The sequence below is a fragment of the Lactobacillus sp. CBA3605 genome (assembly GCF_002970915.1).
In the GTDB taxonomy this organism is placed as follows: Bacteria; Bacillota; Bacilli; order Lactobacillales; family Lactobacillaceae; genus Lactiplantibacillus.
In genome coordinates this window covers 177486-199344 of sequence record NZ_CP027190.1, presented here as the reverse complement: position 1 = coordinate 199344, position 21859 = coordinate 177486, and the positions used below count along the sequence as shown (strand labels likewise).

The following is a 21859-nucleotide window of genomic DNA, read 5'->3' as shown; positions in this document are numbered from 1 at the left end:
AACAACCGTTATACTGGCTTTTTTGTTGTCAGTTGCGTTATGATGGTAAGTCGAGTGATAGGACTAAATAGGCTAAAAGGATGGGTGCGATGACTTATTCAGAAAAGATGCTCGCGGCACTTTCAAGCGGGCAATTAGAAACAGCGAACAAACAGTTTGCATGGGCATTACGAAAAGATGACGATGATACCCTGTATAGCTTAGCAGAAGAATTGTATGGGTTAGGCTTTATTAAACAAGCCACTCGGATTTATAAAAAATTATTAGAAAAATATCCAACGGAAGATAGTTTACGGACGAGCTTGGCGGATATTGCAATTGACGAAGATGATTCTGATTTGGCCTTGCGTTACTTAAATGAGGTCAAACCGGATTCACCAGCTTATGTGCAAGCATTACTAGTCGCTGCTGATCTTTACCAAACGCAAGAATTATTTGAAGTCAGCGAACAAAAGCTTGTGACCGCATATCAACTAGCCCCGGATGAACCGGTCGTGGAATTTGCGTTAGCTGAATTTTATTTTCTAATTCGTAATTACAATAAAGCCATTCAGTTTTATTTGGATTTAATTAAGCAAGGGCAATTAGAGCTTTCTAAAGTTAATTTAGTCGAACGACTCGGAGTCGCTTATGCGGAAGCAGGTCGTTTTGAGCAAGCGGTCGGCTATTTAGAACAAATTAAGCCAGCGCAATTAACACCGGATAGTCAATTTGAATTGGGTTTTACTTACTTGCAGCTCAATGAACCACAAAAAGCGATTGATATTTTTAATAAGTTACGTGAACAAGATTCCCAATATGCGACGGTCTATCCTTATTTGGCAGAAGCTCAAGAACAATTAAATGAGCTAGATCAGGCGTTATTGACGCTACAAGAAGGTCTAGCGGTTGATCAGTATAATGAACAGTTGTACTTGAAGACGGCACGTATCGCGCTTAAATTAGACGATGCGGACCTCGCTGAAAAATATCTACGAGAAGGCTTGAGTATTGATCCCGATAATTTGACGACTATTTTGGAATTGTCTAACTTATTAGTTAAGGAAACTCGTTACCAAGCTAATATTGAGTTGTTAGATCAATATTTACAAAGTAATGAATTTGATCCGCAATTCTACTGGAATTTAGCAGTCTCTAATGCTCAGTTGGATCGTTTTAAGGAAGCAAAAGCTAATTATTTGGCGGCATATCCCTTCTTTGAACATAATGCTGATTTCTTAAAACCAGCCATCTATTTCTTCCGGGAAGCTGGCTTGCCAGAACAAGCAGCAGCAGCGTTACGTAATTATTTAGTGATTGAGCCAGATGATGGTGAATTAGTCGCCATGTTAGAAGATTTTGAAGACCAGGGCTATTAACGGATTGAAAATGCTTACAAATTTGGTAAAATAAGAAGTAATGAGTTAGCTTAGGAGGCCAAAATTTGAAAGTAGCGTTAATTGCCACCGATTTAGATGGCACGTTTTTACGAGATGATCATCAGTTTGATCACGACCGTTTTCAGTCGCAATTGGATCAGATGAATGCTAATGGACAACATTTTGTGGTTGCTAGTGGGAATCAATTGCAACATTGTATTGACGTATTTGCTGGGATTCATGGTGAGTTAACTTATGTGGCAGAAAATGGCGGCCTCGTGGTGACCAATGACGGCCAAGTCTTACATGAAAGCTTATTAACGCGGCCCGTGTTGCATGAGCTTTTGACCATGGTGATGACTGATCCGGTGTTAGCCACCGCAAAAGTGTCGTTATCTGGTAAGCGGGGTGGTTATATTCGGCCGCAAGATAATAGTGCTATCATGCAGTATTATTTAAGTAATATTAAAATTGTTAATGATTTAATGGCAGTTGATGATCATATTTATAAGGCCACCTTCAGTTGGCCGGGTGCCGATGCTAATGCCCATGCTGCGTTAATTAATACCCGTTTTAAAGGTCGATTACGGGCGACTGTTAGTGGTGGTAACGGGTTAGATGTCATTGCGCCTGATGTGAATAAAGCGCAAGGCTTGGCATATTTACAAGCGCACTGGCAGCTAACCGCCGCTCAGACGGCGGCTTTTGGCGATAATGGCAATGATCTTGAAATGCTACGCGAAGCGGATTATAGCTTCGCTATGAAAAATGGAATTTTACCAGTGCGGCAAATGGCAGCATATACGACGACCCATGATAATAATCATGACGGAGTTTTACGCACAATCGCCACGTTAATTTAAAATTGCGAGTTTGGGTAACCGCCCAAGCTCCTTTTTTTTATTAAAAATTAACCAATGTGCGATAGTCTGGTAAACTATAAGATAACTAAGCTAGTAACAGACGTTAAATTTGAGGAGGATTTATTTTGATAAAAGTAATTGTCGCGGGCTATCAAGGCCGCATGGGTAGTACAGCTGCACAAATGGTTATTGATAACCCTGATTTTGAATTGGTGGGCGTGTATGATGCGCGTGGAACTGATCAAAACTTAAATGAAAATAATCAGTTCAGTGATCAGGATGTCCCAGCTTTTCATGATTTAAAGCAATTAACTACGGATGCGACTGTCTGGATTGATTTTACCGTCCCAACTGCAGTCTATGAAAATGCCCAATTTGCTCTTAAACATGGGATTTCTCCCGTAATTGGCACGACTGGCATGACGGATGAACAAGTAGCAGCATTACAAAAATTAGCTAAAGTGCAACAAGTCGGTGGTTTGATTGCCCCTAATTTTGGGATTAGTGCGGTTTTACTCATGCAATTTGCCCAGCAAGCAGCCAAATATTTTCCAGATGTTGAAATTATCGAAATGCATCATGATGATAAAATTGACTCGCCTAGTGGGACTGCTATCAGCACGGCTAAGAAGATTGCTGAAGTCCGTCAACCTAAGGAACAAGGAAATCCGGATGCCACAGAAACCTTACCGGGAGCTCGTGGCGCCGATTATGAAGGCATGCGTATTCACGCTGTTCGGTTGCCAGGATTAGTTGCGCATGAAGAAGTCATGTTTGGCGGTCCAGGTGAAGGTCTAACGATTCGGCAAGACTCTTTTGATCGAATTTCATTTATGACGGGGGTTAAAGTTGCGGTTGAAAAGGTCAACCAGTATCAGGAACTCTTCGTTGGCTTGGAGCACTTACTATGATTTTGAATCAACTACCGATTGAATTTCAACAGGCCAAGCCGATTATTGAAACCATTGAAGCTGCTGGTTTTGACGCTTATTTTGTTGGGGGTAGTGTGCGGGATACTATTTTAGGTCAACCCATCCATGATGTTGATATTGCGACTAGTGCTTTTCCAGCTGAGGTAAAAAAATTATTTAAACGTACCGTGGATACGGGAATCGAGCATGGCACGGTCATGATTTTAGATCACGGGCAAGGCTATGAAACGACCACTTTTCGGACGGAATCTGGTTATCAGGATTTTCGCCGACCAGATCAAGTGACCTTTGTGCGCTCGCTTAAAGAAGACCTAAAGCGTCGAGATTTCACCATTAATGCGCTTGCGATGCGCGCCAATGGCGAAGTTATCGATTTGTTTGCGGGGCTGACGGACTTGGAAAATGGGGTTTTGCGGGCCGTGGGTGTTGCTGAAGAACGGTTTCATGAAGATGCTTTACGGATGATGCGCGCGGTTCGTTTTGCTAGTCAATTGGGCTTTGAAATTGAGCCGGTGACCAGCCAAGCGATTCAAGACAATGCTGAGTTACTCACCAAGATTGCGATTGAGCGTACCCGCGTTGAATGGGAAAAGTTACTAATGGGAACTGAACCTAAGCGTGGGCTAACGGCGTTGTTAACGACGGGTCTCTATCGTTATTTGCCACAGTTTTCAGATCAACGAGCGGTCTTAGCTCAATTGGTGGCGTTACCTGACTGGCAATTACCAACGATTGAGAGCACTTGGACGCTATTGGTCTGGTTGTTACCATTACCAAACCAAGCCGCGCTTCGTCAGAGTTTGAAAGCTTGGAAGACGAGCAACGACTTAATTGAGCATGTCACGGCCGCCTGGGTAGTTCTAACGGCGCTTAAGGCGAACGGTCAGCTAACAGCGCCTGAGTTGTTCAATGCGGGTACAGCAGCTTTAACGACCGCTAATACGGTGGCTAACTTATTAGGCTTTGGTCAACCCCTGGCGACGCTGTTGGCTGACTATGCGGCGTTACCGATTCAACATAAACGTGACTTGGCAATTAATGGTGGTGATTTATTAAAAAATCACCTTGTAACGCCAGGTCCGCAAATGGGTCAGATTTTGGCACAAACCTTACTGGCCGTTGTCCAAGGACAAGTGCCAAATGAGAGTAAGAAATTGCTTGATTTTGCAAGGATGGTAGCGGATACAAAAAGTGATTGATATTTTCTGTTAATCTGTTAGGATTGAAGTGGAACTAATTCTTCAATGAGGTGATCGAAAATGGATAGAGCATTAGAAGCGTTAAAGTTTTATTTTCGGAACGGGGATACTTGGGTTGTTAACCACAAGGACATTTCTGATCTTTGGATTAGCCGAGTAACCACGAGTTATGGTCGGATTAAAGGTGGCAAAATGACAATTATTCATCCTTGCAAGTCATTCAAGGCTGAATTTGAACCGGATGCCGATGCAGTTGATCCCGACACCACGCACTTAGCTTCGGTAACCAGTGGGATGTTTGAACGGGTGACACATTTCCAAGATATTGAGAAAGTGGATATCTTGTTTGGTGACGAACGCGGCAGTGAACAAGTTTACTTGCCATTCAAAGCGAAAGATGTTGACGGGTTGGATAATGTTTATCAAACCAGTTCATTATCTGCAAATGGGTCGTTACATTTAGTTGTTGACGCTGAAAACACTGTTTTAGATGTTTATGGTGATCAAAAATAATTAAAAGTTAGCTGAAACTTCTAGTCTTGAGGGCTAGAAGTTTTTTTGTCGATAAACAGCGAATGACCATGTTTGTTAGTTGTGTTTTGGCAGATTTCTAGCTAAGATAGAGTTTAATGATGTAAAAAAGGGTGGTTTGTAAGAATGCAAACATTGAGAGCAGAAAATCTGACCCGAACTTATGGTGAGAAAACGTTATTTGATGATATTTCATTTATCATTAATGAACATGATCGGATTGGCGTGATTGGCGTCAATGGTTCTGGTAAGACGAGTTTATTAGATGTCTTAGCTGGAATCACTGCACCAGAAGCTGGTCAATTAGTCCAGCCCAAAAATTATGAAATTGGTTATTTAAAGCAGCAACCAGAGTTAGATGAAAACTTGACGGCCTTAGATGCCGTGCTTGCTGGGAGTCAACAGATTTTTAAAACGATTCGACATTACGAAGCGACCTTAGCTGCTTATGGGCAAACGCCAGAAGATTCTACTGCGCAGCAGGCCTATTTAGATGCCGAAACAAAGATGAATCAAGCCGATGCTTGGACAACCGAAAACGATGTAAAAACCATCTTAACACAATTGCACATTACGGATCTAACACAGGTAGTGAAGACCATGTCCGGTGGGCAACGTAAACGGGTGGGTCTCGCACAGGTGTTAATTCAGTCGCCTGATTTATTATTGCTTGATGAACCAACCAACCATTTGGATTTTGATTCGATTGAATGGTTAGAAGCCTATTTATCCGCCTATAAAGGGGCTTTAATGGTAGTGACACATGATCGGTACTTCTTGGACCAAGTGGCTAATCAGATGTTTGAATTGTCTTTTGGGTCACTTTATAAGTATACCGGGAACTATCAAGATTATGTGCAAGCTAAAGCCGAACGGGTGGCCCGTGATGTGACTGCAGAACATAAGCAACAGCAGCTTTACAAACAAGAATTAGCTTGGATGCGTGCAGGGGCACCGGCCCGAAGTACCAAGCAACAAGGCCGGATTAACCGGTTTAATGATTTAAAGGATAATCTGAACACCTTACAAGTGGATGATGATGTCGATATTTCGTTAGGACAACAACGGTTAGGGAAAAAGGTTATTGAAGTTAAAGCGGCCAACTTGAAATTTGATCAGCAGACGATTTTAAAAGATTTCTCGATCTTGATTCAAGCTAATGACCGCATTGGTATCACCGGCTTGAATGGTGCAGGAAAATCCAGCTTACTCAATGTGATTGCGGGACGCTTACCGTTAGATTCGGGAACCGTGACGATTGGGGAAACTGTCAAGCTAGGTTATTATACCCAGCAGACGGAACCCATTCCAGGTGATAAACGGATGATCAATTACTTGCAAGATGTTGGAGAAAACGTGCTTAATAAGCAAGGTGAACGGGTTTCAGTGACCGAACTATTAGAAGAGTTTCTTTTTCCACGAGCCATGCACGGGACACTGATTCGAAAGCTTTCAGGTGGTGAAAAGCGTCGGTTGTATCTATTGAAATTATTGATGCAGCAACCGAATGTGTTATTACTCGATGAACCAACTAATGACTTGGATATTGGGACATTGACGGTGCTTGAAAATTATCTTGCCTCGTTTGCAGGAACGGTCATTACCGTCTCACATGATCGTTATTTCTTGGATAAAGTCGGCACTGAATTGTTGATTTTTGATGGTAATGGCAAGATTGACCGCTATGCCGGACGTTTCTCAAGTTACTTAAAAGATCAAAAAACAGTTTCGAAGCCAGCTAATTCGGCAGTCAAAACGACGCCGGTTGCCTCGACGGCCACAACTAAACCCAAAACTAAAGTAAAGTTAACGTATGCTGAACAATTAGAGTATGAAAAAATTGAGGGTAAGATTGAAACGCTGGATAGTCATAAAACTGAAATTGAACAAGCCATGGCGGACCATGCAAGTGATTACGGGCAATTAGCAGAGTTACAAAAAGAATTAACGATGACGGAGCAAACAATTGATGAACAGATGGATCGGTGGGATTATTTAAGCCAATATGCTGAGGCATGAAAGGATGGCGGCAATGTTAGAGGATAGTTATTTAAACTTAGCACGCGATATTTTAGCACATGGGACTTATAAAGATGATCGGACTGGGACTGGAACCTATAGTCTGTTTGGTTATCAAATGCGCTTTGATTTAGCCGCAGGATTTCCGTTATTAACGACCAAAAAAGTTCCCTTTGGCTTGATTAAAAGTGAACTCTTGTGGTTTTTACACGGTGATACGAATATTCAATATTTGCTGCAACATCATAACCACATTTGGGACGAATGGGCGTTTAAAAATTGGGTGACGAGTCCAGCCTACACGGGTCCGGATATGACTAATTTTGAACATCGGCGATTAACAGATCCAGATTTCAAGTCAATTTATCAAGCACAAATGCACGCTTTTGACCAGCAAATTTTAGCGGATAATCAGTTTGCAGCGCAGTATGGGAATTTAGGCGACGTCTATGGTGCTCAGTGGCGTCATTGGCAGACCCGGACGGGCTCGACAATTGATCAGATTGCCAATGTTATTGAGATGATTAAAACCCATCCGGACTCACGGCGGCTCATTGTATCGGCTTGGAATCCAGAAGATGTGCCTAGCATGGCCTTACCACCGTGTCACACGTTATTTCAATTTTACGTGGCGGATGGCAAGTTAAGTTGTCAACTTTATCAGCGTTCCGGCGATGTCTTTTTAGGGGTTCCCTTTAACATTGCAAGTTATGCGTTACTAACGCACTTGGTCGCCCAGGCGACTGGTTTACAGGTCGGCGAATTCGTGCATACATTGGGGGATGCGCATCTGTATACTAATCATTTAGATCAAATCAAGCTACAGTTAACCCGAACGCCAAAACCAGCGCCACAGTTACAATTGAGTGGTCATCCTGAAAGTATTTTTGATTATCAAATGCAAGATATTCAGTTAGTTGGTTATGACCCCGCACCGGCGATTAAAGCGCCAGTTGCAATTTAGGAGGGACCACGATGCTAGCTTTAATTTGGGCCCAAGCGGCCAATGGCGTAATTGGCAAGGATGGGCAATTACCCTGGCATTTGCCAGCTGATCTCAAACGCTTTAAGGCGTTGACTTTGAATCATCCGATTGTCATGGGACGTAAAACTTTTGCGGGTTTTAAACGACCGCTACCACGTCGGCAAAATATTGTGTTATCGCATCAACCGCTCACCTTACCAGCGGGCGTTCAGCAATTCAAACAGCTTGATGACTTATGGGCGTTGAATGCGCAACATCCGGATGAATTAGTGTTCGTGATTGGTGGTAGCACCGTTTTTGAAGCGGTTTTACCACGAGCTGATCGTTTGTACCGAACGATGATCAACCAGGATTTTACTGGTGATACATGGATGCCGGCAATCGATTATACGCAGTGGCAGTTAACCGCGCAAACCCCGGGGGTTGCAACTGCTGAGACACCTTACACCTTTAGTTTTGATGAGTTTAACCGGCGGAGATTCGATAAGTAACCGTGAAACACGGCGCTATTTCTGCTATACTAAAAGCATTAATTTATTGTAACGGTATTGTAACCATTACAAGTATAAGAAAGCGTGGCAAAGTATGACGAAAATCAAGATTGTGACCGATTCTTCGGCAAATTTAACAGATGCCGAGATTCAAAAATACGATATTACCGTGATTCCGTTGTCCGTCATGATCGATGGCACAATTTATGTTGAAGATGAAACTATTACGCGTGACGAGTTCATTCAAAAAATGGCGAGCGCTAAATCACTGCCTAAAACGAGTCAACCAGCTTTAGGAACGTTCATCGAAACTTTTGATCGTCTCGGTGCAGATGGTGCTAGTGTGGTTTGTATCAACATGTTGGAAGCTATTTCGGGGACCGTGCACACGGCGGAACAGGCGGCTTCAATTACCAAAACCGATGTGACCGTGATTGATGCACGTACCACTGATCGGGCAATGGCATTTCAAGTTTTAAATGCGGCTAAGTTAGCGCAGACTGGCGCGGATAAGGCTGCTGTGGTTGCTCAAGTTCATGCCACTCAAGCACACACTAAATTATTCATGGGCGTGATGACGCTCAATAATTTAGTTGCTGGCGGGCGTATTAGTCGTTTGACAGGCGCTATCAGTACATTACTGAATGTCAAAATTGCGTTAGAAGTTGATGATGGTTCGTTAGACGTTAAGATGAAAGGTCGCGGCGTTAAAGCGATTAATAAATTTTTTGATAAGGTTATCGAAGATATTATTCAGACCCCGAATGTTGTCGAAGTCGCCATTTCACATGTTGGCGCCACAGAACGGGTGGAGACTTATCGGGAACGCCTGCAAGCGGCTATTCCAAGCTTGAAGGTTAGTGTGCAACCAACCGTACCGATTATTGCGACCCATGGTGGTCCAGGTGCGTTTGCAGTGGAATACCACACGCAGACCTTAGTTTAAGCAGATGGGACGCAATTGTGGCGTCCTTTTTGCTTAAAATGATTAAAGAAAGGGTGCTAAAACGGCATGCGGAAAATATGGGAAGTTGTTAAAGTGGCGTTGGTTGTTGTCATTTTAGCCGGAGGCGTTTTTTGGGGTTTAAACCGAGGCCTTCATCGCACGACGACCACTACAACGTCCAAAACTGCTACGACGGCGTCATCAGTTAAGAAAAAAGTGGCGCATAAAACTAAAATTAAGTTAGTCGCAGTGGGTGATTCATTAACTGAAGGTGTGGGTGACGAAGCCGAGGGCGGTTACGTTGGCCAAATAAAAAAGACGTTGACGAAACGGCAAAATTTGACCGTAACGACGACCAATGCAGGTAAGTCGGGTGATCGTAGTGATCAAATTTTAGCACGAATCAATAAATCTAAGTCGTTGCAGCAAAAAATTGCGGCTGCCGATGTGATTACTGTCACAGTTGGGGGCAATGATTTGTTACAAACTTTGGAAGGTTCGATTACATCCAATAATACGGCAAAAAATAATACCACGGTGGCGACGGCCCAAACGACTTATGCCAACAAACTAACAAAACTATTCAATAAGTTGCAAGGGTTGAATCAACAGGCCTCAATTTTTGTCTTTAGTATTTACAATCCAATTTACGTGAACTTTCCGAATGTCACGGCGATTACGCAATATGTCAGCCAGTGGAATGATCAGACCCAAACGACGATCAGTCACTATCAAAAGACTTATTTCATGGATATTAATACTACCATGTCGCACGGTCAGTACACTACTGCTGCCCAAATTAGTCGGCTGAAGAAGGCTTCCACAAATACGGATTTAACTAAAATTACGAATTCAACGGCGCTGGGAACGGCTTTAAATGCCAAGTCTAAAGCCAATCGTTTGATTTCTAAAAGTGATAATTTCCACCCTAATCAGCGGGGGTATCAAGTGTTTACCAATAAGTTATATCAAACCATGGTTGCTCATCCAGCCTGGTTAATTAAAAAGTAAGGGGGACGCACGGATGCGTGAAGAACAACGAACACAAAAAAAGACTCCGAGTCCCAAGGATCCTCGGGGTCCCATTAATCTTTGGAAATGGATTGCCATTATCTTGATTGCTTTGATTCTAGGATTAGGGCTGTATGCGGGGACGCAAGTATTACGGTCACCCAGTGAAACGGCGACGGTCAATACTAAGACGAGTACGAGTGCGGCTAGTGTCCCAATCAAGATGAATCGGCAACAATTGAATGCATTGGCAGCTTATTATTTGGCAGATGTGCAAAAAGGCCAGGATTTGAAATATAAGTTTGTGGTCCGCGCGGATGCAGCCTATTTATTAGGGACAACGCAGGTCCTCGGACAAAATATTTCATTTGTAATTACCATGCAACCGAGTGTCATTGATAATGGTAATATCTCGCTAAAGGCGACGCGATTATCGGTCGGTACAATGTCAATTCCAATTAGCTTTGTGATTAATTACATTAATAATAATTATAAAATTCCAAGTTGGGTTCAATTAAGTGCCAAGCATAAGACGATTAACTTGTATTTGAATAAGCTAGTCGGCAAAAATGATGTGCGGTATAGCGTTGATAAGTTAGATTTAAAGGCCAATACCTTTAATTTCAAGATGCATATTCCACAAAGTAATGATTAGTGAGGCGATCTCATGCATAGAACATTTTATCAATATTTAATGACGCAGCGAAACCCTGATAGTACCGAATCAATTGCTGAATTCGCAAATAATGCGTTTTTTGATCAATCGTTTCCAAAACAGGGTAAGGATTTTCATGAAGTTTCACAGTATTTAGAGTTAAATGCAGGCTATTTACCATCGATGACTATTTTCGATGATGCTTGGCAAGCTTATTTAGCCAGTGAAGCCTAACTGATTTAGCAAGGAAAGAGGATTTTTGGCATGCCAAAAGAACCAAAGCAAACAAAGACGACCTCCAAAAAAAAGGTCAATTCACACCTGAAGTCACACCAACAACGACCGAAACGGCGCGTGGGTCTATGGACGTATGTGATTTCAATTGTGGTGGCTTTAGGCATTGGGATTGGTGGGACGTACTGGGTCTTAGGCCGAGCAGTTAACCAACAAATTGCTAGTATGCAACAGACGAGTCAGGCCATGAAGAAGATTCAATCAGTCTATGCAACCATCAGTGATAACTATTATCAACCGGTTAATGCCAATAAATTGGCGAATGGGGCGATTAATGGGATGGTCAGTTCCCTTGGTGATAAATTCTCTGAATATATGGATAAGAGCGAGACTGAAAGCTTGAATGATACTATCGACAGTTCATTTTCAGGGATTGGTGCTCAAGTTCAGAAATCTGGGAACTATGTCCAGATTATTTCTCCAATTGCGGGCACGCCAGCGAAAAAGGCCGGTTTAAAACCTAAGGATGTTATCAAGTCCGTGAATGGCAAGTCAATTGCGGGTAAAACTTTAACGCAAGCAGTGAACTTAATGCGTGGTAAGGTTGGCACCACCGTTAAGTTGGTCATTGACCGTAGTGGTAAGACCTTTACGGTGACCTTGAAGCGGGCTAAAATTCCGGTGACAACTGTGAATTATAAGCTTGTTGGTGGGGACAAAAAGATTGGTTATGTGACCGTTTCAACCTTTTCAACGAATACGGCCAAAGAATTTAAGACGGCTTTAAAAGCACTCGATAAAAAAGGTGCTAAGAAACTCGTAATTGATATGCGTGGGAATCCTGGTGGCTTAATGACCGCCGCTTTGAAGATGGCATCGATGTTTGTCAAGAACGGCAAGACGATCATGCAAGTTCAAACGCGCGGTACGCAGGCTGAAAAGTATGTGGCCGGCAAGAAATATGACGGTGGTTATAAAGAGACTAAGCCAACCACGGTATTGATTGATGGCGGGAGTGCTTCGGCGGCCGAGATTTTCTCAGCGGCATTGCAGCAATCTGCTGGCGTGAAGTTAGTGGGCTCACAGTCATATGGGAAAGGGACCGTTCAAACGGTCAGCACCTTTAGTGATAAGACTGAGATGAAGATTACCGTGGCCAAGTGGCTGACACCTAATGGGACTTGGATTAACAAGACCGGGTTAACACCGGATGTTAAGGCGAGTGAGCCAAGTTATGCTAGTTTGACTGTTATTAGCAAATTAGCCGACTTAAAGACTGACCAGGTGAACGATAACGTGAAGACGTTGCAAGCTTATCTAAAGGCCTTAGGCTACTTTAAGGATTCAGCGAACGGCTACTTTGGTGCCACCACAACCAATGCGGTTAAACAATATCAAAAGCACGCTAAGTTGAAGCCGACTGGGACCGTTGATAAGACGACTTTAAGTAAGTTGGAAACCGAATTAGCAACTAAAATTAGTGACAATGATCGGGCATACAATGCTGCACTTAAGTTAATGTCAGACTAAACATGATCAAGTGAGCACTCAGTGTTTCTGCTGAGTGCTTTTTTGTGCGTTGTAATGCGTTTAAGCTGGCGTTTTTAGCGGAATATCGGTATGATGGAGCATAGTGACTAAAGCAGACCACCGTGTTAAACGGCATGAGAGGAAGCGCTTATTATGGCAAATATTCAATGGTATCCCGGACATATGGCAAAAGCCATCCATCAAATTCAAGATAATTTGCATTTAGTGGATATCGTGTTCGAGTTAGTAGATGCGCGAATTCCAGAGGCATCGCGGAATCCTGATATTGAGAAAGTAATTCAAAGCAAGCCCCATTTATTAATTATGACAAAAAAAGATTTGGCCGATCCGCAAAAAACCGCTGATTGGGTCGCCCATTATGAGGCGCAAGGTCAAACGGCGATTGCGATTGATTCTCGTAACCGGTTGACGGGCAAGCAAATTACCCAAGCGGCAACCACGATGCTAGCCGACAAATTAGCCAACATTGCGGCGCGCGGAATTACTAACCGGCCAATTCGTGCGGTTTGTGTGGGCATTCCTAACGTTGGAAAATCGACGTTGTTAAACCATATCGTGAATAAAAAGATTGCTAAAGTAGGCGATCGTCCGGGGGTGACTAAAGGCCAGCAATGGTTAAAGGCATCGAATAAGTTGGAATTACTCGATACCCCGGGGATTTTATGGCCTAAATTTGAAGATCAAGTGGTGGGGACTAAGTTAGCCGTTACCGGCGCAATCAAAGAAAACATTTATCCCAATGATGACGTGGCGTTATTTGCATTGGATTTTTTCAAAACTTATTACCCACAACGTCTAATGGAACGGTACCACGTAACGGCATCCCAAATTGAATTAGCTAATCCGGAGTTATTGATTGTGATGACCAAAAATGCCGGGATGCGAGATGACTGGGAACGTTTCTGTGTGGCCTTTTTATTGGATATTCGTAAGAGTCGTCTGGGGCGGTTCACGTTAGACTTAACGGGAGATGATCAGCGTGACTGAGCAGCTGACCATTGCGACGTTTAAAGCCTTACTAGCCGATCACCCGACGACTGCGACCCTGCAAGCGGCCCAAGCTGATTCCCGTAAAGGCGTTCAGCAGGCCTATCAGCGGTATTTGCGGCAGACGGAAAAGCAGGCGCAATTAGTGGCTCGACTGGAACAACACTTAAAGTTTGAAAAGCAGTTTTGGGAACAAGGCGATCCCTATGTGGCTGGAATTGATGAGGTCGGTCGTGGACCATTAGCAGGACCGGTCGTAACGGCGGCGGTTATTTTACCGCCTAATTTTAATTTAGTTGAAGTTAATGATTCTAAGCAACTGACGGCTAAAAAACGGGCAGAACTTATGCCTAAGATTTTAGAGGCGGCCGTGGCCGTCAGTTTAGGTGTCGCGGATGCACAACAAATTGATCGTTTAAATATTTACGAAGCAACGCGGGTGGCGATGCGCCAAGCCGTTGAAAATTTAACTGTTCGTCCGACGCAATTATTGGTTGACGCTATGCAAATCCCGGTACCGATTGCCCAAACCCGACTCATTAAAGGTGATGCCAAAAGTGCTAGCATCTCAGCAGCTAGTATTGTTGCTAAAGTTGCCCGTGACCACTTAATGACCATGTATGATCAAGTTTATCCGGGCTATGATTTCGCTGACAATATGGGTTATGGCACGGCGAAACATTTAGCCGGCTTGCGCCAATATGGGATTACCCCAATTCATCGACATTCTTTTGCTCCCGTTCGAAACGCAGAAGGCTAGTTATTGCGGAGTTGTTACTCAAAAGGAGTGACGAACATGCAATTACGAAGTTTACTGATTCGACTGCATTTGGCACAAGGCATTGGTTATCAGGGAATTGTGCGAGTCTTACAACACTGTCGACAGACAGCAACCGTCTTAACAACGGTGTCAGCCATTGCGACTATCGCTCAGCTTTCAACAGCTGCAGCGCAAAAATTCAAAATAGATTGGGCTAGTGACCGGTTTCAACACGTCCTACGGCAACATGAAACGGTGACAATTTTAACAATCCTGGATGCTGATTATCCCGCGTCGCTATTAGCGAGCTATCAGCCCCCGTTAGTCTTGTTTTTACAGGGGCAGCGCCAACTATTAGCAACGACCCAGTTAGCGGTGGTCGGAGCCCGGCAAGCGAGTCCATATGCGCAACGGGTTCTCAACCGATTGTTGCCGCCATTAGTTGGGGCAGCGTTACCTTTAACGGTGATCAGTGGGTTAGCTGCTGGTACGGATGGTTTAGCACATCAAACGGCTTTACGGGTTGGCTTGAAGACAATTGCGGTTATTGGTACCGGGTTAGATATCAGTTATCCACGTCAAAATGCCGCCATACAACGACAAGTTGGTCAGGTCGGTTTACTAATTAGTGAATATCCGCTAGGCAGCCCACCGGCGCGCCATCATTTTCCAGCCCGTAATCGCATTATTGCAGGACTTTGTCAGTCGTTAGTTGTGATTGAAGCACGGGCGCATTCTGGGAGTTTAATTACGGCTAATCTAGCGTTACAAGCGAATCGAAATGTATTGGCAGTTCCTGGGCCAATTGATGCCCCCATGTCGGTCGGTTGTAATGAATTGATCTTAGCCGGTGCGAAACCAGTCTTAAATTCGGGGCATATAATAGAAGAGTTTTTACCGATAATTTGACAAGTGCTAACTTTTGAAATATGATTACATGGATTTGTAAGTATAAGTCTCATGATAATGATAATTAAAAGTTTAAGGAGCTGATCAAGTGGCTGCTAGTACAACCAAAGCTAAGCAAGCGGCACCAAAAAAGACCGGAACGCGAAAACCGGCCAAGAAAACTGCCACGAAGCGGCGCACTCGGCAAACTGGAAAGAAATTAGTAATTGTAGAATCGCCTTCCAAAGCCAAAACCATTGAAAAGTATTTAGGCCGTTCTTATAAGGTCGTTGCCAGTTTAGGGCATATTAGAGATTTACCGAAAAGTAAAATGGGCGTTGATGTTGAGAATGACTATGAACCGCATTATATTTCGATTCGCGGTAAAGGTGATGTCATTAAAGGGCTACGGAAAGAGGCTAAAAAAGCCAAAGCTGTTTATCTGGCATCTGACCCGGACCGTGAAGGTGAAGCCATTGCTTGGCATTTATCTTACTTACTTGGACTAGATCCTAAAGCCCAAAATCGCGTGGTTTTTAATGAAATTACGAAAGACAAAGTAAAAAATGCCTTTAAAGAACCACGTTCGATTGATATGGACCTGGTAGATGCGCAACAAGCGCGGCGGATTTTAGACCGATTAGTGGGTTATTCAATTAGCCCATTACTTTGGAAAAAAGTCAAAAAGGGGTTATCGGCAGGACGGGTACAATCAATTGCGTTGGATTTGATTATTCAACGGGAAAATGAAATTAAAGCCTTCAAGCCGCAGGAATATTGGACAATTGAAAGCGAATTTCAAAAAGGTCGTTCCAAGTTTATGGCGAGTTTCTATGGTACTAAGCAAAAGAAACAAGCTTTGGCTGACAACGCTGCCGTTCAAAAAGTCTTGGGTCAATTGGACCGAGACGGCGAGTTCAACGTGGTTAAAGTCGTAAAAAAGGAACGTAAACGGTTCCCGGCACCGCCATTTACCACGTCAACGATGCAACAAGATGCGAACCGTAAGCTAAATTTCCGAACGCGTAAAACGATGATGGCTGCGCAACAATTGTATGAAGGGATCAATGTTGGTAAAGATGGTAACGTGGGGTTAATCACCTATATGCGGACCGATTCAACGCGAATTTCATCAATTGCAAAGCATGAAGCGTCTCAATTCTTGCATAAAGAATATGGGGCGGAATATGCGGCCACTAAGCCCGTCAAAGGCAAGTTGCCTGAAGGGGCACAAGATGCCCATGAAGCGATTCGGCCTTCATCCGTCTTTCGGACACCAGCTAGCATCAAAGATTATCTGTCGAAAGATCAATTCCGATTGTATCAATTAGTCTGGTCACGGTTTGTGGCGAGTCAGATGACACCGGAAGTCTTAGATACCATGGCAGTGACGATTGATCAAAACGACGTTCAATTTCGGGCGAATGGGTCGCAGACCAAATTTGCCGGTTTCACGAAAATCTATGATAAGACCGAAAAAAACAACGTCTTACCTGCTTTAAGTGAAGGCGATGTGCTCAAGTTAAATAAGACAGATCCACAACAACATTTCACTCAGCCGCCAGCGCGTTATTCAGAAGCCAACTTAATTAAGGCATTGGAAGAAAATGGTGTTGGCCGACCATCAACGTATGCCCCAACCTTGGATACGATTCAACGACGGTATTACGTTAAGATTGAAGCCCGGCGGTTTGTCCCGACCGAGTTAGGGACCATCGTCAATGATATTATTCAGGAGTATTTCCCGGATGTCGTGAACGTTGGTTTTACGGCTAAGTTGGAAGAGCAATTAGATGCCACTGAAGAAGGCCAAGAGAACTGGGTCAAAGTCGTCGATAGTTTCTATCAACCATTTTCGAAAGAAGTGGCGGATGCGGAAGCTGGGATGGAAAAGATTCAGATTAAAGATGAATTGGCTGGGTTCAACTGTGATATCTGTGGGGCGCCAATGGTGGTTAAAATGGGCCGTTACGGGAAGTTCCATGCTTGCTCCCGTTTCCCAGATTGCCGCAATACGAAGCCGATTGTTAAAGAAATTGGCGTGATTTGTCCCCAATGTAAACAAGGCCAAGTCATTGAACGGAAATCCAAGAAGAATCGTATCTTCTATGGTTGTTCTCGTTTCCCTGAATGTGACTTTGTTTCTTGGGATAAACCGATTGGTCGTGATTGTCCAAAGGATGGTCATTTCTTAGTTGAAAAGAAGGTCAAGGGCGGGAAACAAGTCCTTTGTCCAAATGGCGACTATACTGAAGATAAGCAAAAATAATTAAAAATCAATCTTAACGGCTAAGGACAATTGCTCTTAGTCGTTAAGATTGATTTTTTTAGTGGCATAATAAATTTAAAGCTACATTAAAAATTAGAAAAGACATTAGCTATGACCGCCTGACATCAATTGGTGTTGAGCAACTGCTAGTTGATGATATAAAGGCACCAGTTGGGTGGTAATTTGATCAAATAATGGCTGGAGCTGTTGGTATCGGCGTTGATTGGCTGGTTGTGGCGCATAGACGGTCGTTTGACCGATCATCTGATGAATGGCGGTTAAGTCGGTTAATTGTCCCAGTGCTGTTAGTCCCATGACCGCTGCTGCGAGACAGGAACTTTCGAAACTGGTTGGAATGGTGATTGGTTGACCTAAGACATCGGCTAAAATTTGGCGCCAAAGCTGTGAGCGGGCAAAACCACCGGTGGCCCGAATTTCATGGATTGGTACCGCCGCCTTGGTTAAGTTTAAAACCGCATTTAGATTAAAAACAATGCCTTCAAGAACGGCGCGGGTGATTTCAGCTTTCGTAGTAGTGGTGGTCAAGCCAACTATCGAGCCACGGGCATCCGCATTCCATAAGGGGGCGCGTTCACCACTTAAATAGGGTTGAAATAATAATCCGTTAGCGCCCGCAGGAACTTTAGCCGCTGCGGCAGTGATGCGGTCATAAGGGTCTTGGCCTTGTTGGCTAGCCTGGGCACTTTCTGGGGCAGCTAGTTCATCGCGAACCCAGCGTAAGACTTGTCCACCGTTATTGACCGGTCCACCGACAATCCAACGGTGGGGTGCAACGTAATAACAAAATAACCGACCAGCAGGATCTAAGTAAGGCGTTTTGGTCATGACACGGACCGCCCCGGAGGTCCCGATGGTGATTGCGGCTACACCGGGTTGATCGGCACCTACGCCTAAGTTGGACAAGGCCCCATCACTAGCGCCCATAATCACCTTGGTGGTTGTTGGTAACCCTAAAGCTTGGGCACTCGCAGGAGACAGGTGGTCGATCACCGCATCCGTATCGACTAACGGTGGGAGTTGGTCAGGGCTAATTTTGGCCCACGCCAAGGCTTGCGGTTCCCAGTCAAAGGTATGCAAGTTAAATAAGCCAGTGGCATTGGCCATTGAGTAATCCATTTGGAGAGTGCCAGTCAGCTGGTTGATAATGTATTCTTTAATCCCAACAATTTGTTTAGCTTGCGCTAATTTTTCAGGCGCACTTGTGGCTAACCAGTGCAGCTTATTAAGGGGACTCATCGGATGAATTGGCGTCCCAGTTGCCGCAAATAGCGTTGCCCCTAAGGGTTGCGACTTGAGTAAGGTTGCGGCAGGGGCGGCTCGGTTATCTGACCACGTGATGACCCGCGTCAGCGGCTGGCGCTGGGCATCTAATAAAATCAGGCTATGCATGGCGGCTGAAAAGGCGATGCCTAGTACTTGGGTGGCATCAATTTGAGCCGTCACTTGGCGAATTGTGGTCTGGACGGCCTGCCAGATTTCAGTCGGGTCTTCTTCAGCCATGTCAGGAACATCATGGTATAACGGATAAGTGACATTAGCAGTTGCTTGGACGTGCCCCGCTAAGTCATATAGGACCGATTTGGTGCTCGTGGTCCCTAAGTCAGTGCCAATAATATAGTGCATCTATTTGTCCTCCTCAGGATTGTTTGTCAACGGTGTGACCGTCAAATTCATTTCGAAGTACGGTCATATATTACGCCTGCGTATTTAATGCTAAGTTTAAGCCGATTTTCATTTTACCCCTGCTGTAAGCAATGATAAACGTATTAAAGTTTGTATAATCAATGGAACTCCGGTATGATGACGCTAGTACTATCAAGGGTACGTTTCCAAGAAAAGAGGAAAATTGGATGGCATCAATACCAACCGTTAACGTCATCGGTGCGGGGCTAGCTGGCTCCGAAGCCGCTTGGCAAATTGCAAAATTAGGCGTCAATGTGCGCATTTATGAAATGCGACCGACTAAGATGACGCCAGCGCATCATACCGCTCAGTTTGCAGAACTCGTTTGTACGAATTCACTGCGAGCGAATCAATTAAGTAATGCGGCGGGGCTGTTAAAGGCCGAAATGCAGCAATTAGATTCAGTTGTGATGCAGTCCGCGACCGCCCATGCAGTTCCTGCTGGCGGCGCTTTAGCTGTTGATCGTGATACTTTCTCACAAGCGATTACTGATAAGCTGACAAAATTACCTAATGTTGAAGTAATCAACGAAGAGGTCACTAGCTTGCCAGCTGGCATCACAGTGGTTGCTACCGGTCCATTAACTGCGGCTGCTTTAGCCCAGTCCATTCAAAACTTTAATGAAGAAGATGACTTACACTTCTTCGATGCCGCTGCCCCCATCTTAACGAAAGAATCTATCGATCTTGACAAGGTCTATTTAAAGTCTCGATATGATCGTGGTGAAGCGGCTTATCTCAATTGCCCGATGACGGAAGCAGAGTTCGACCGATTCTATGAGGCATTGATTCATGCTGAAATGGCTGAAGCCCATGACTTCGAGAACTCTGAAGTCTTTGAAGGTTGTATGCCAATTGAAGTGATGGCGCAACGTGGACGGCAGACGATGCTATTTGGCCCATTGAAGCCAGTTGGATTAGCGGACCCTAAGACGGGAAAACAACCTTTTGCGGTCGTGCAACTGCGCCAAGATGATGCTTCAGGCGAACTCTTTAATATTGTCGGTTTCCAAACCCATTTAAAGTGGGGCGAACAAAAACGTGTTTTCCGGTTAATTCCAGGGTTAGAGCACGTTGAATTTGTTCGTTATGGCGTCATGCATCGTAACACCTTTATGAAATCACCTAAATTATTACAACCAACCTACCAGACTAAACAACGCTCGGACTTGTTTTTTGCAGGTCAAATGACGGGGGTTGAGGGCTATATCGAGAGCGCGGCTAGCGGGATTGTCGCTGGGACTAATGCGGCTCGGTTGGCGTTAGGGTTAACCCCGGTCGTCTTTCCAAAGCATACCATGATGGGCGCCATGGCGCACTATATTACCCATACTAGTGCCGCTCATTTTCAACCTATGAATGCGAACTTTGGCATTGTACCGAAGTTAAAGCAGCGGATCCACGATAAGCGCGAACGTAACACGGCATTATCAGAACGGGCCTTATCTGAACTAACTGACTTTCAAGCCACCGCTTTAAAAGTTGACTAAGCCCCGAGAATCTTAATTGTTTTTTCCGCCATACTTTGCTAAAGTAGCAACGTATGGAGGTTTTTTTGTATGGAACAACAGTACTTGGATTTGTTTTTAAAATATGTACGAGTTGAACGGCAGTATTCGCCAGAAACAGCGGCGGCTTACCGCGAAGACATTCAAGCGTTTGACACCTTCTTAACGGCTAACGGGGGCGCTAAGTCCTATACGGCAGTCGACCATCTAGATGTGAACGTTTACTTAAGTGCGTTGTATGACCGCCATTTAACGCGGAATTCAATTGCCCGTAAAGTTTCTAGTTTAAGATCTTTTTATAATTTTCTCGTTAAAAATGATTTGGCAAAGTTGAATCCGTTTATTTATGTGCAATTAAAAAAACATGCCGCACGGTTGCCACGCTTCTTTTACCAAAAGGAATTAGACGTGTTGTTTAAAACCGTCTATGCGGATGAGTCCTTGATGGGGTCGCGGGATGCGGCCTTGTTAGAAGTCTTATACGGGACTGGTATTCGGTTGAGCGAGTGTGTTGATTTACAACTAGCTGACATCGACTTTGACTTAAAAATGATGCTGATTCGTGGGAAGGGTGATAAAGAACGTTACGTACCATTTGGACGTTACGCTGCCCAAGCCTTACAACAGTATTTTGATCAGTGTCGGACGCCTGTGATGGCACAATATGATCAGACCCATACCACGGTGTTTATTAACCGCCATGGTGGTGCTATTACGGGTGGTGGGATTGAATATGTCTTAAATCAAATTGTGAAGAAAAGTAGTTTGACGGCGGATATCCATCCCCATATGTTACGTCATACGTTCGCAACCCAAATGCTAAATAATGGGGCTGATTTACGAACGGTGCAGGAGTTACTGGGACATACGAGTTTGTCAACTACGCAAATCTATGCCCATGTCACTAAGGAACATTTACAGCAAGATTATCGAAATTTCTTTCCACGCGCAACGCGGGAATAGTTGAG

General features: G+C 44.1%; 20 protein-coding genes. 19 read left to right on the top strand and 1 reads right to left on the bottom strand.

What is annotated here, in order from left to right:
• Nucleotides 1-89: 89 nt before the first annotated feature.
• The 17 genes from C5Z25_RS00950 to topA all read left to right on the top strand — a co-directional run bounded on the left by C5Z25_RS00950 (nucleotide 90) and on the right by topA (nucleotide 17679).
• Nucleotides 90-1358 carry a tetratricopeptide repeat protein gene (locus C5Z25_RS00950; RefSeq protein ID WP_105450855.1) on the top strand — a complete coding sequence of 423 codons (1269 nt, stop codon included), beginning with the start codon at nucleotides 90-92 and terminating at the stop codon, nucleotides 1356-1358.
• Between the two features lie 65 nt (nucleotides 1359-1423).
• Nucleotides 1424-2221, top strand: coding sequence for a Cof-type HAD-IIB family hydrolase (locus C5Z25_RS00945; RefSeq protein WP_105450853.1), 798 nt, complete (start codon nucleotides 1424-1426; stop codon nucleotides 2219-2221).
• 125 nt (nucleotides 2222-2346) lie between these two features.
• On the top strand, nucleotides 2347-3132 hold the full coding sequence (gene dapB / locus C5Z25_RS00940) for a 4-hydroxy-tetrahydrodipicolinate reductase (protein WP_105450850.1): 786 nt from the start codon (nucleotides 2347-2349) through the stop codon (nucleotides 3130-3132).
• Nucleotides 3129-4352, top strand: coding sequence for a CCA tRNA nucleotidyltransferase (locus C5Z25_RS00935; protein WP_105450848.1), 1224 nt, complete (start codon nucleotides 3129-3131; stop codon nucleotides 4350-4352). Before dapB ends, C5Z25_RS00935 begins: the two co-directional genes overlap by 4 nt.
• Before the next feature lie 60 nt (nucleotides 4353-4412).
• Complete coding sequence (locus C5Z25_RS00930; RefSeq protein WP_105448468.1) at nucleotides 4413-4865, top strand: hypothetical protein; 453 nt, start codon at nucleotides 4413-4415, stop codon at nucleotides 4863-4865.
• A gap of 144 nt (nucleotides 4866-5009) precedes the next feature.
• Entirely contained in the window at nucleotides 5010-6902 is a 1893-nt protein-coding gene (locus C5Z25_RS00925) for an ABC-F family ATP-binding cassette domain-containing protein (RefSeq protein ID WP_105450845.1), read from the top strand.
• A 13-nt stretch (nucleotides 6903-6915) separates the two neighbouring features.
• A complete protein-coding gene (locus C5Z25_RS00920) occupies nucleotides 6916-7866 on the top strand; it encodes a thymidylate synthase (RefSeq protein ID WP_105452813.1) in 951 nt (316 codons plus the stop codon).
• An 11-nt stretch (nucleotides 7867-7877) separates the two neighbouring features.
• The gene (locus tag C5Z25_RS00915) at nucleotides 7878-8378 is read left to right on the top strand and encodes a dihydrofolate reductase (RefSeq protein ID WP_105450843.1); all 501 of its coding nucleotides are present in this window, start codon (nucleotides 7878-7880) and stop codon (nucleotides 8376-8378) included.
• 94 nt (nucleotides 8379-8472) lie between these two features.
• Nucleotides 8473-9324 carry a DegV family protein gene (locus tag C5Z25_RS00910; protein WP_105450841.1) on the top strand — a complete coding sequence of 284 codons (852 nt, stop codon included), beginning with the start codon at nucleotides 8473-8475 and terminating at the stop codon, nucleotides 9322-9324.
• A 66-nt stretch (nucleotides 9325-9390) separates the two neighbouring features.
• A complete protein-coding gene (locus C5Z25_RS00905) occupies nucleotides 9391-10335 on the top strand; it encodes an SGNH/GDSL hydrolase family protein (RefSeq protein ID WP_105450839.1) in 945 nt (314 codons plus the stop codon).
• A gap of 13 nt (nucleotides 10336-10348) precedes the next feature.
• Nucleotides 10349-10990 carry a YpmS family protein gene (locus C5Z25_RS00900; RefSeq protein WP_105450836.1) on the top strand — a complete coding sequence of 214 codons (642 nt, stop codon included), beginning with the start codon at nucleotides 10349-10351 and terminating at the stop codon, nucleotides 10988-10990.
• 12 nt (nucleotides 10991-11002) lie between these two features.
• Nucleotides 11003-11224 carry a YozE family protein gene (locus tag C5Z25_RS00895; protein WP_105448462.1) on the top strand — a complete coding sequence of 74 codons (222 nt, stop codon included), beginning with the start codon at nucleotides 11003-11005 and terminating at the stop codon, nucleotides 11222-11224.
• A 30-nt stretch (nucleotides 11225-11254) separates the two neighbouring features.
• On the top strand, nucleotides 11255-12754 hold the full coding sequence (locus C5Z25_RS00890) for a S41 family peptidase (RefSeq protein ID WP_105450835.1): 1500 nt from the start codon (nucleotides 11255-11257) through the stop codon (nucleotides 12752-12754).
• A 153-nt stretch (nucleotides 12755-12907) separates the two neighbouring features.
• On the top strand, nucleotides 12908-13762 hold the full coding sequence (ylqF, locus tag C5Z25_RS00885) for a ribosome biogenesis GTPase YlqF (RefSeq protein WP_105450833.1): 855 nt from the start codon (nucleotides 12908-12910) through the stop codon (nucleotides 13760-13762).
• A complete protein-coding gene (rnhB, locus tag C5Z25_RS00880) occupies nucleotides 13755-14522 on the top strand; it encodes a ribonuclease HII (protein ID WP_234002761.1) in 768 nt (255 codons plus the stop codon). The genes ylqF and rnhB overlap by 8 nt, the downstream gene beginning before the upstream one ends.
• A gap of 36 nt (nucleotides 14523-14558) precedes the next feature.
• Entirely contained in the window at nucleotides 14559-15431 is an 873-nt protein-coding gene (gene dprA / locus C5Z25_RS00875) for a DNA-processing protein DprA (RefSeq protein WP_105450829.1), read from the top strand.
• 88 nt (nucleotides 15432-15519) lie between these two features.
• Nucleotides 15520-17679, top strand: coding sequence for a type I DNA topoisomerase (gene topA / locus C5Z25_RS00870; RefSeq protein WP_105450826.1), 2160 nt, complete (start codon nucleotides 15520-15522; stop codon nucleotides 17677-17679).
• A 105-nt stretch (nucleotides 17680-17784) separates the two neighbouring features.
• On the opposite strand, the gene C5Z25_RS00865 is transcribed toward topA, so the two are convergent.
• Nucleotides 17785-19323, bottom strand: coding sequence for a gluconokinase (locus C5Z25_RS00865; RefSeq protein WP_105450825.1), 1539 nt, complete (start codon nucleotides 19321-19323; stop codon nucleotides 17785-17787).
• A 227-nt stretch (nucleotides 19324-19550) separates the two neighbouring features.
• Here C5Z25_RS00865 and trmFO point away from each other — a divergent pair, with 227 nt between their 5' ends.
• Nucleotides 19551-20873: an FADH(2)-oxidizing methylenetetrahydrofolate--tRNA-(uracil(54)-C(5))-methyltransferase TrmFO gene (gene trmFO / locus C5Z25_RS00860; protein ID WP_105450823.1), complete on the top strand. Its 1323-nt coding sequence runs from the start codon at nucleotides 19551-19553 to the stop codon at nucleotides 20871-20873.
• Between the two features lie 69 nt (nucleotides 20874-20942).
• Nucleotides 20943-21854: a tyrosine recombinase XerC gene (xerC, locus tag C5Z25_RS00855; protein WP_105450821.1), complete on the top strand. Its 912-nt coding sequence runs from the start codon at nucleotides 20943-20945 to the stop codon at nucleotides 21852-21854.
• Nucleotides 21855-21859 lie beyond the last annotated feature (5 nt).

Bases quoted from the DNA above. Each gene is read 5' to 3' on its own strand.
- C5Z25_RS00930 (WP_105448468.1), top strand. From the start codon at position 4,413: ATGGATAGAGCATTAGAAGCGTTAAAGTTTTATTTTCGGAACGGGGAT.
- trmFO (WP_105450823.1), top strand. From the start codon at position 19,551: ATGGCATCAATACCAACCGTTAACGTCATCGGTGCGGGGCTAGCTGGC.
- dprA (WP_105450829.1), top strand. From the start codon at position 14,559: ATGCAATTACGAAGTTTACTGATTCGACTGCATTTGGCACAAGGCATT.
- xerC (WP_105450821.1), top strand. From the start codon at position 20,943: ATGGAACAACAGTACTTGGATTTGTTTTTAAAATATGTACGAGTTGAA.
- C5Z25_RS00865 (WP_105450825.1), bottom strand. From the start codon at position 19,323: ATGCACTATATTATTGGCACTGACTTAGGGACCACGAGCACCAAATCG.
- C5Z25_RS00915 (WP_105450843.1), top strand. From the start codon at position 7,878: ATGCTAGCTTTAATTTGGGCCCAAGCGGCCAATGGCGTAATTGGCAAG.
- C5Z25_RS00905 (WP_105450839.1), top strand. From the start codon at position 9,391: ATGCGGAAAATATGGGAAGTTGTTAAAGTGGCGTTGGTTGTTGTCATT.
- C5Z25_RS00895 (WP_105448462.1), top strand. From the start codon at position 11,003: ATGCATAGAACATTTTATCAATATTTAATGACGCAGCGAAACCCTGAT.
- C5Z25_RS00910 (WP_105450841.1), top strand. From the start codon at position 8,473: ATGACGAAAATCAAGATTGTGACCGATTCTTCGGCAAATTTAACAGAT.
- C5Z25_RS00925 (WP_105450845.1), top strand. From the start codon at position 5,010: ATGCAAACATTGAGAGCAGAAAATCTGACCCGAACTTATGGTGAGAAA.
- C5Z25_RS00900 (WP_105450836.1), top strand. From the start codon at position 10,349: ATGCGTGAAGAACAACGAACACAAAAAAAGACTCCGAGTCCCAAGGAT.
- C5Z25_RS00950 (WP_105450855.1), top strand. From the start codon at position 90: ATGACTTATTCAGAAAAGATGCTCGCGGCACTTTCAAGCGGGCAATTA.
- ylqF (WP_105450833.1), top strand. From the start codon at position 12,908: ATGGCAAATATTCAATGGTATCCCGGACATATGGCAAAAGCCATCCAT.
- C5Z25_RS00890 (WP_105450835.1), top strand. From the start codon at position 11,255: ATGCCAAAAGAACCAAAGCAAACAAAGACGACCTCCAAAAAAAAGGTC.
- C5Z25_RS00920 (WP_105452813.1), top strand. From the start codon at position 6,916: ATGTTAGAGGATAGTTATTTAAACTTAGCACGCGATATTTTAGCACAT.
- C5Z25_RS00935 (WP_105450848.1), top strand. From the start codon at position 3,129: ATGATTTTGAATCAACTACCGATTGAATTTCAACAGGCCAAGCCGATT.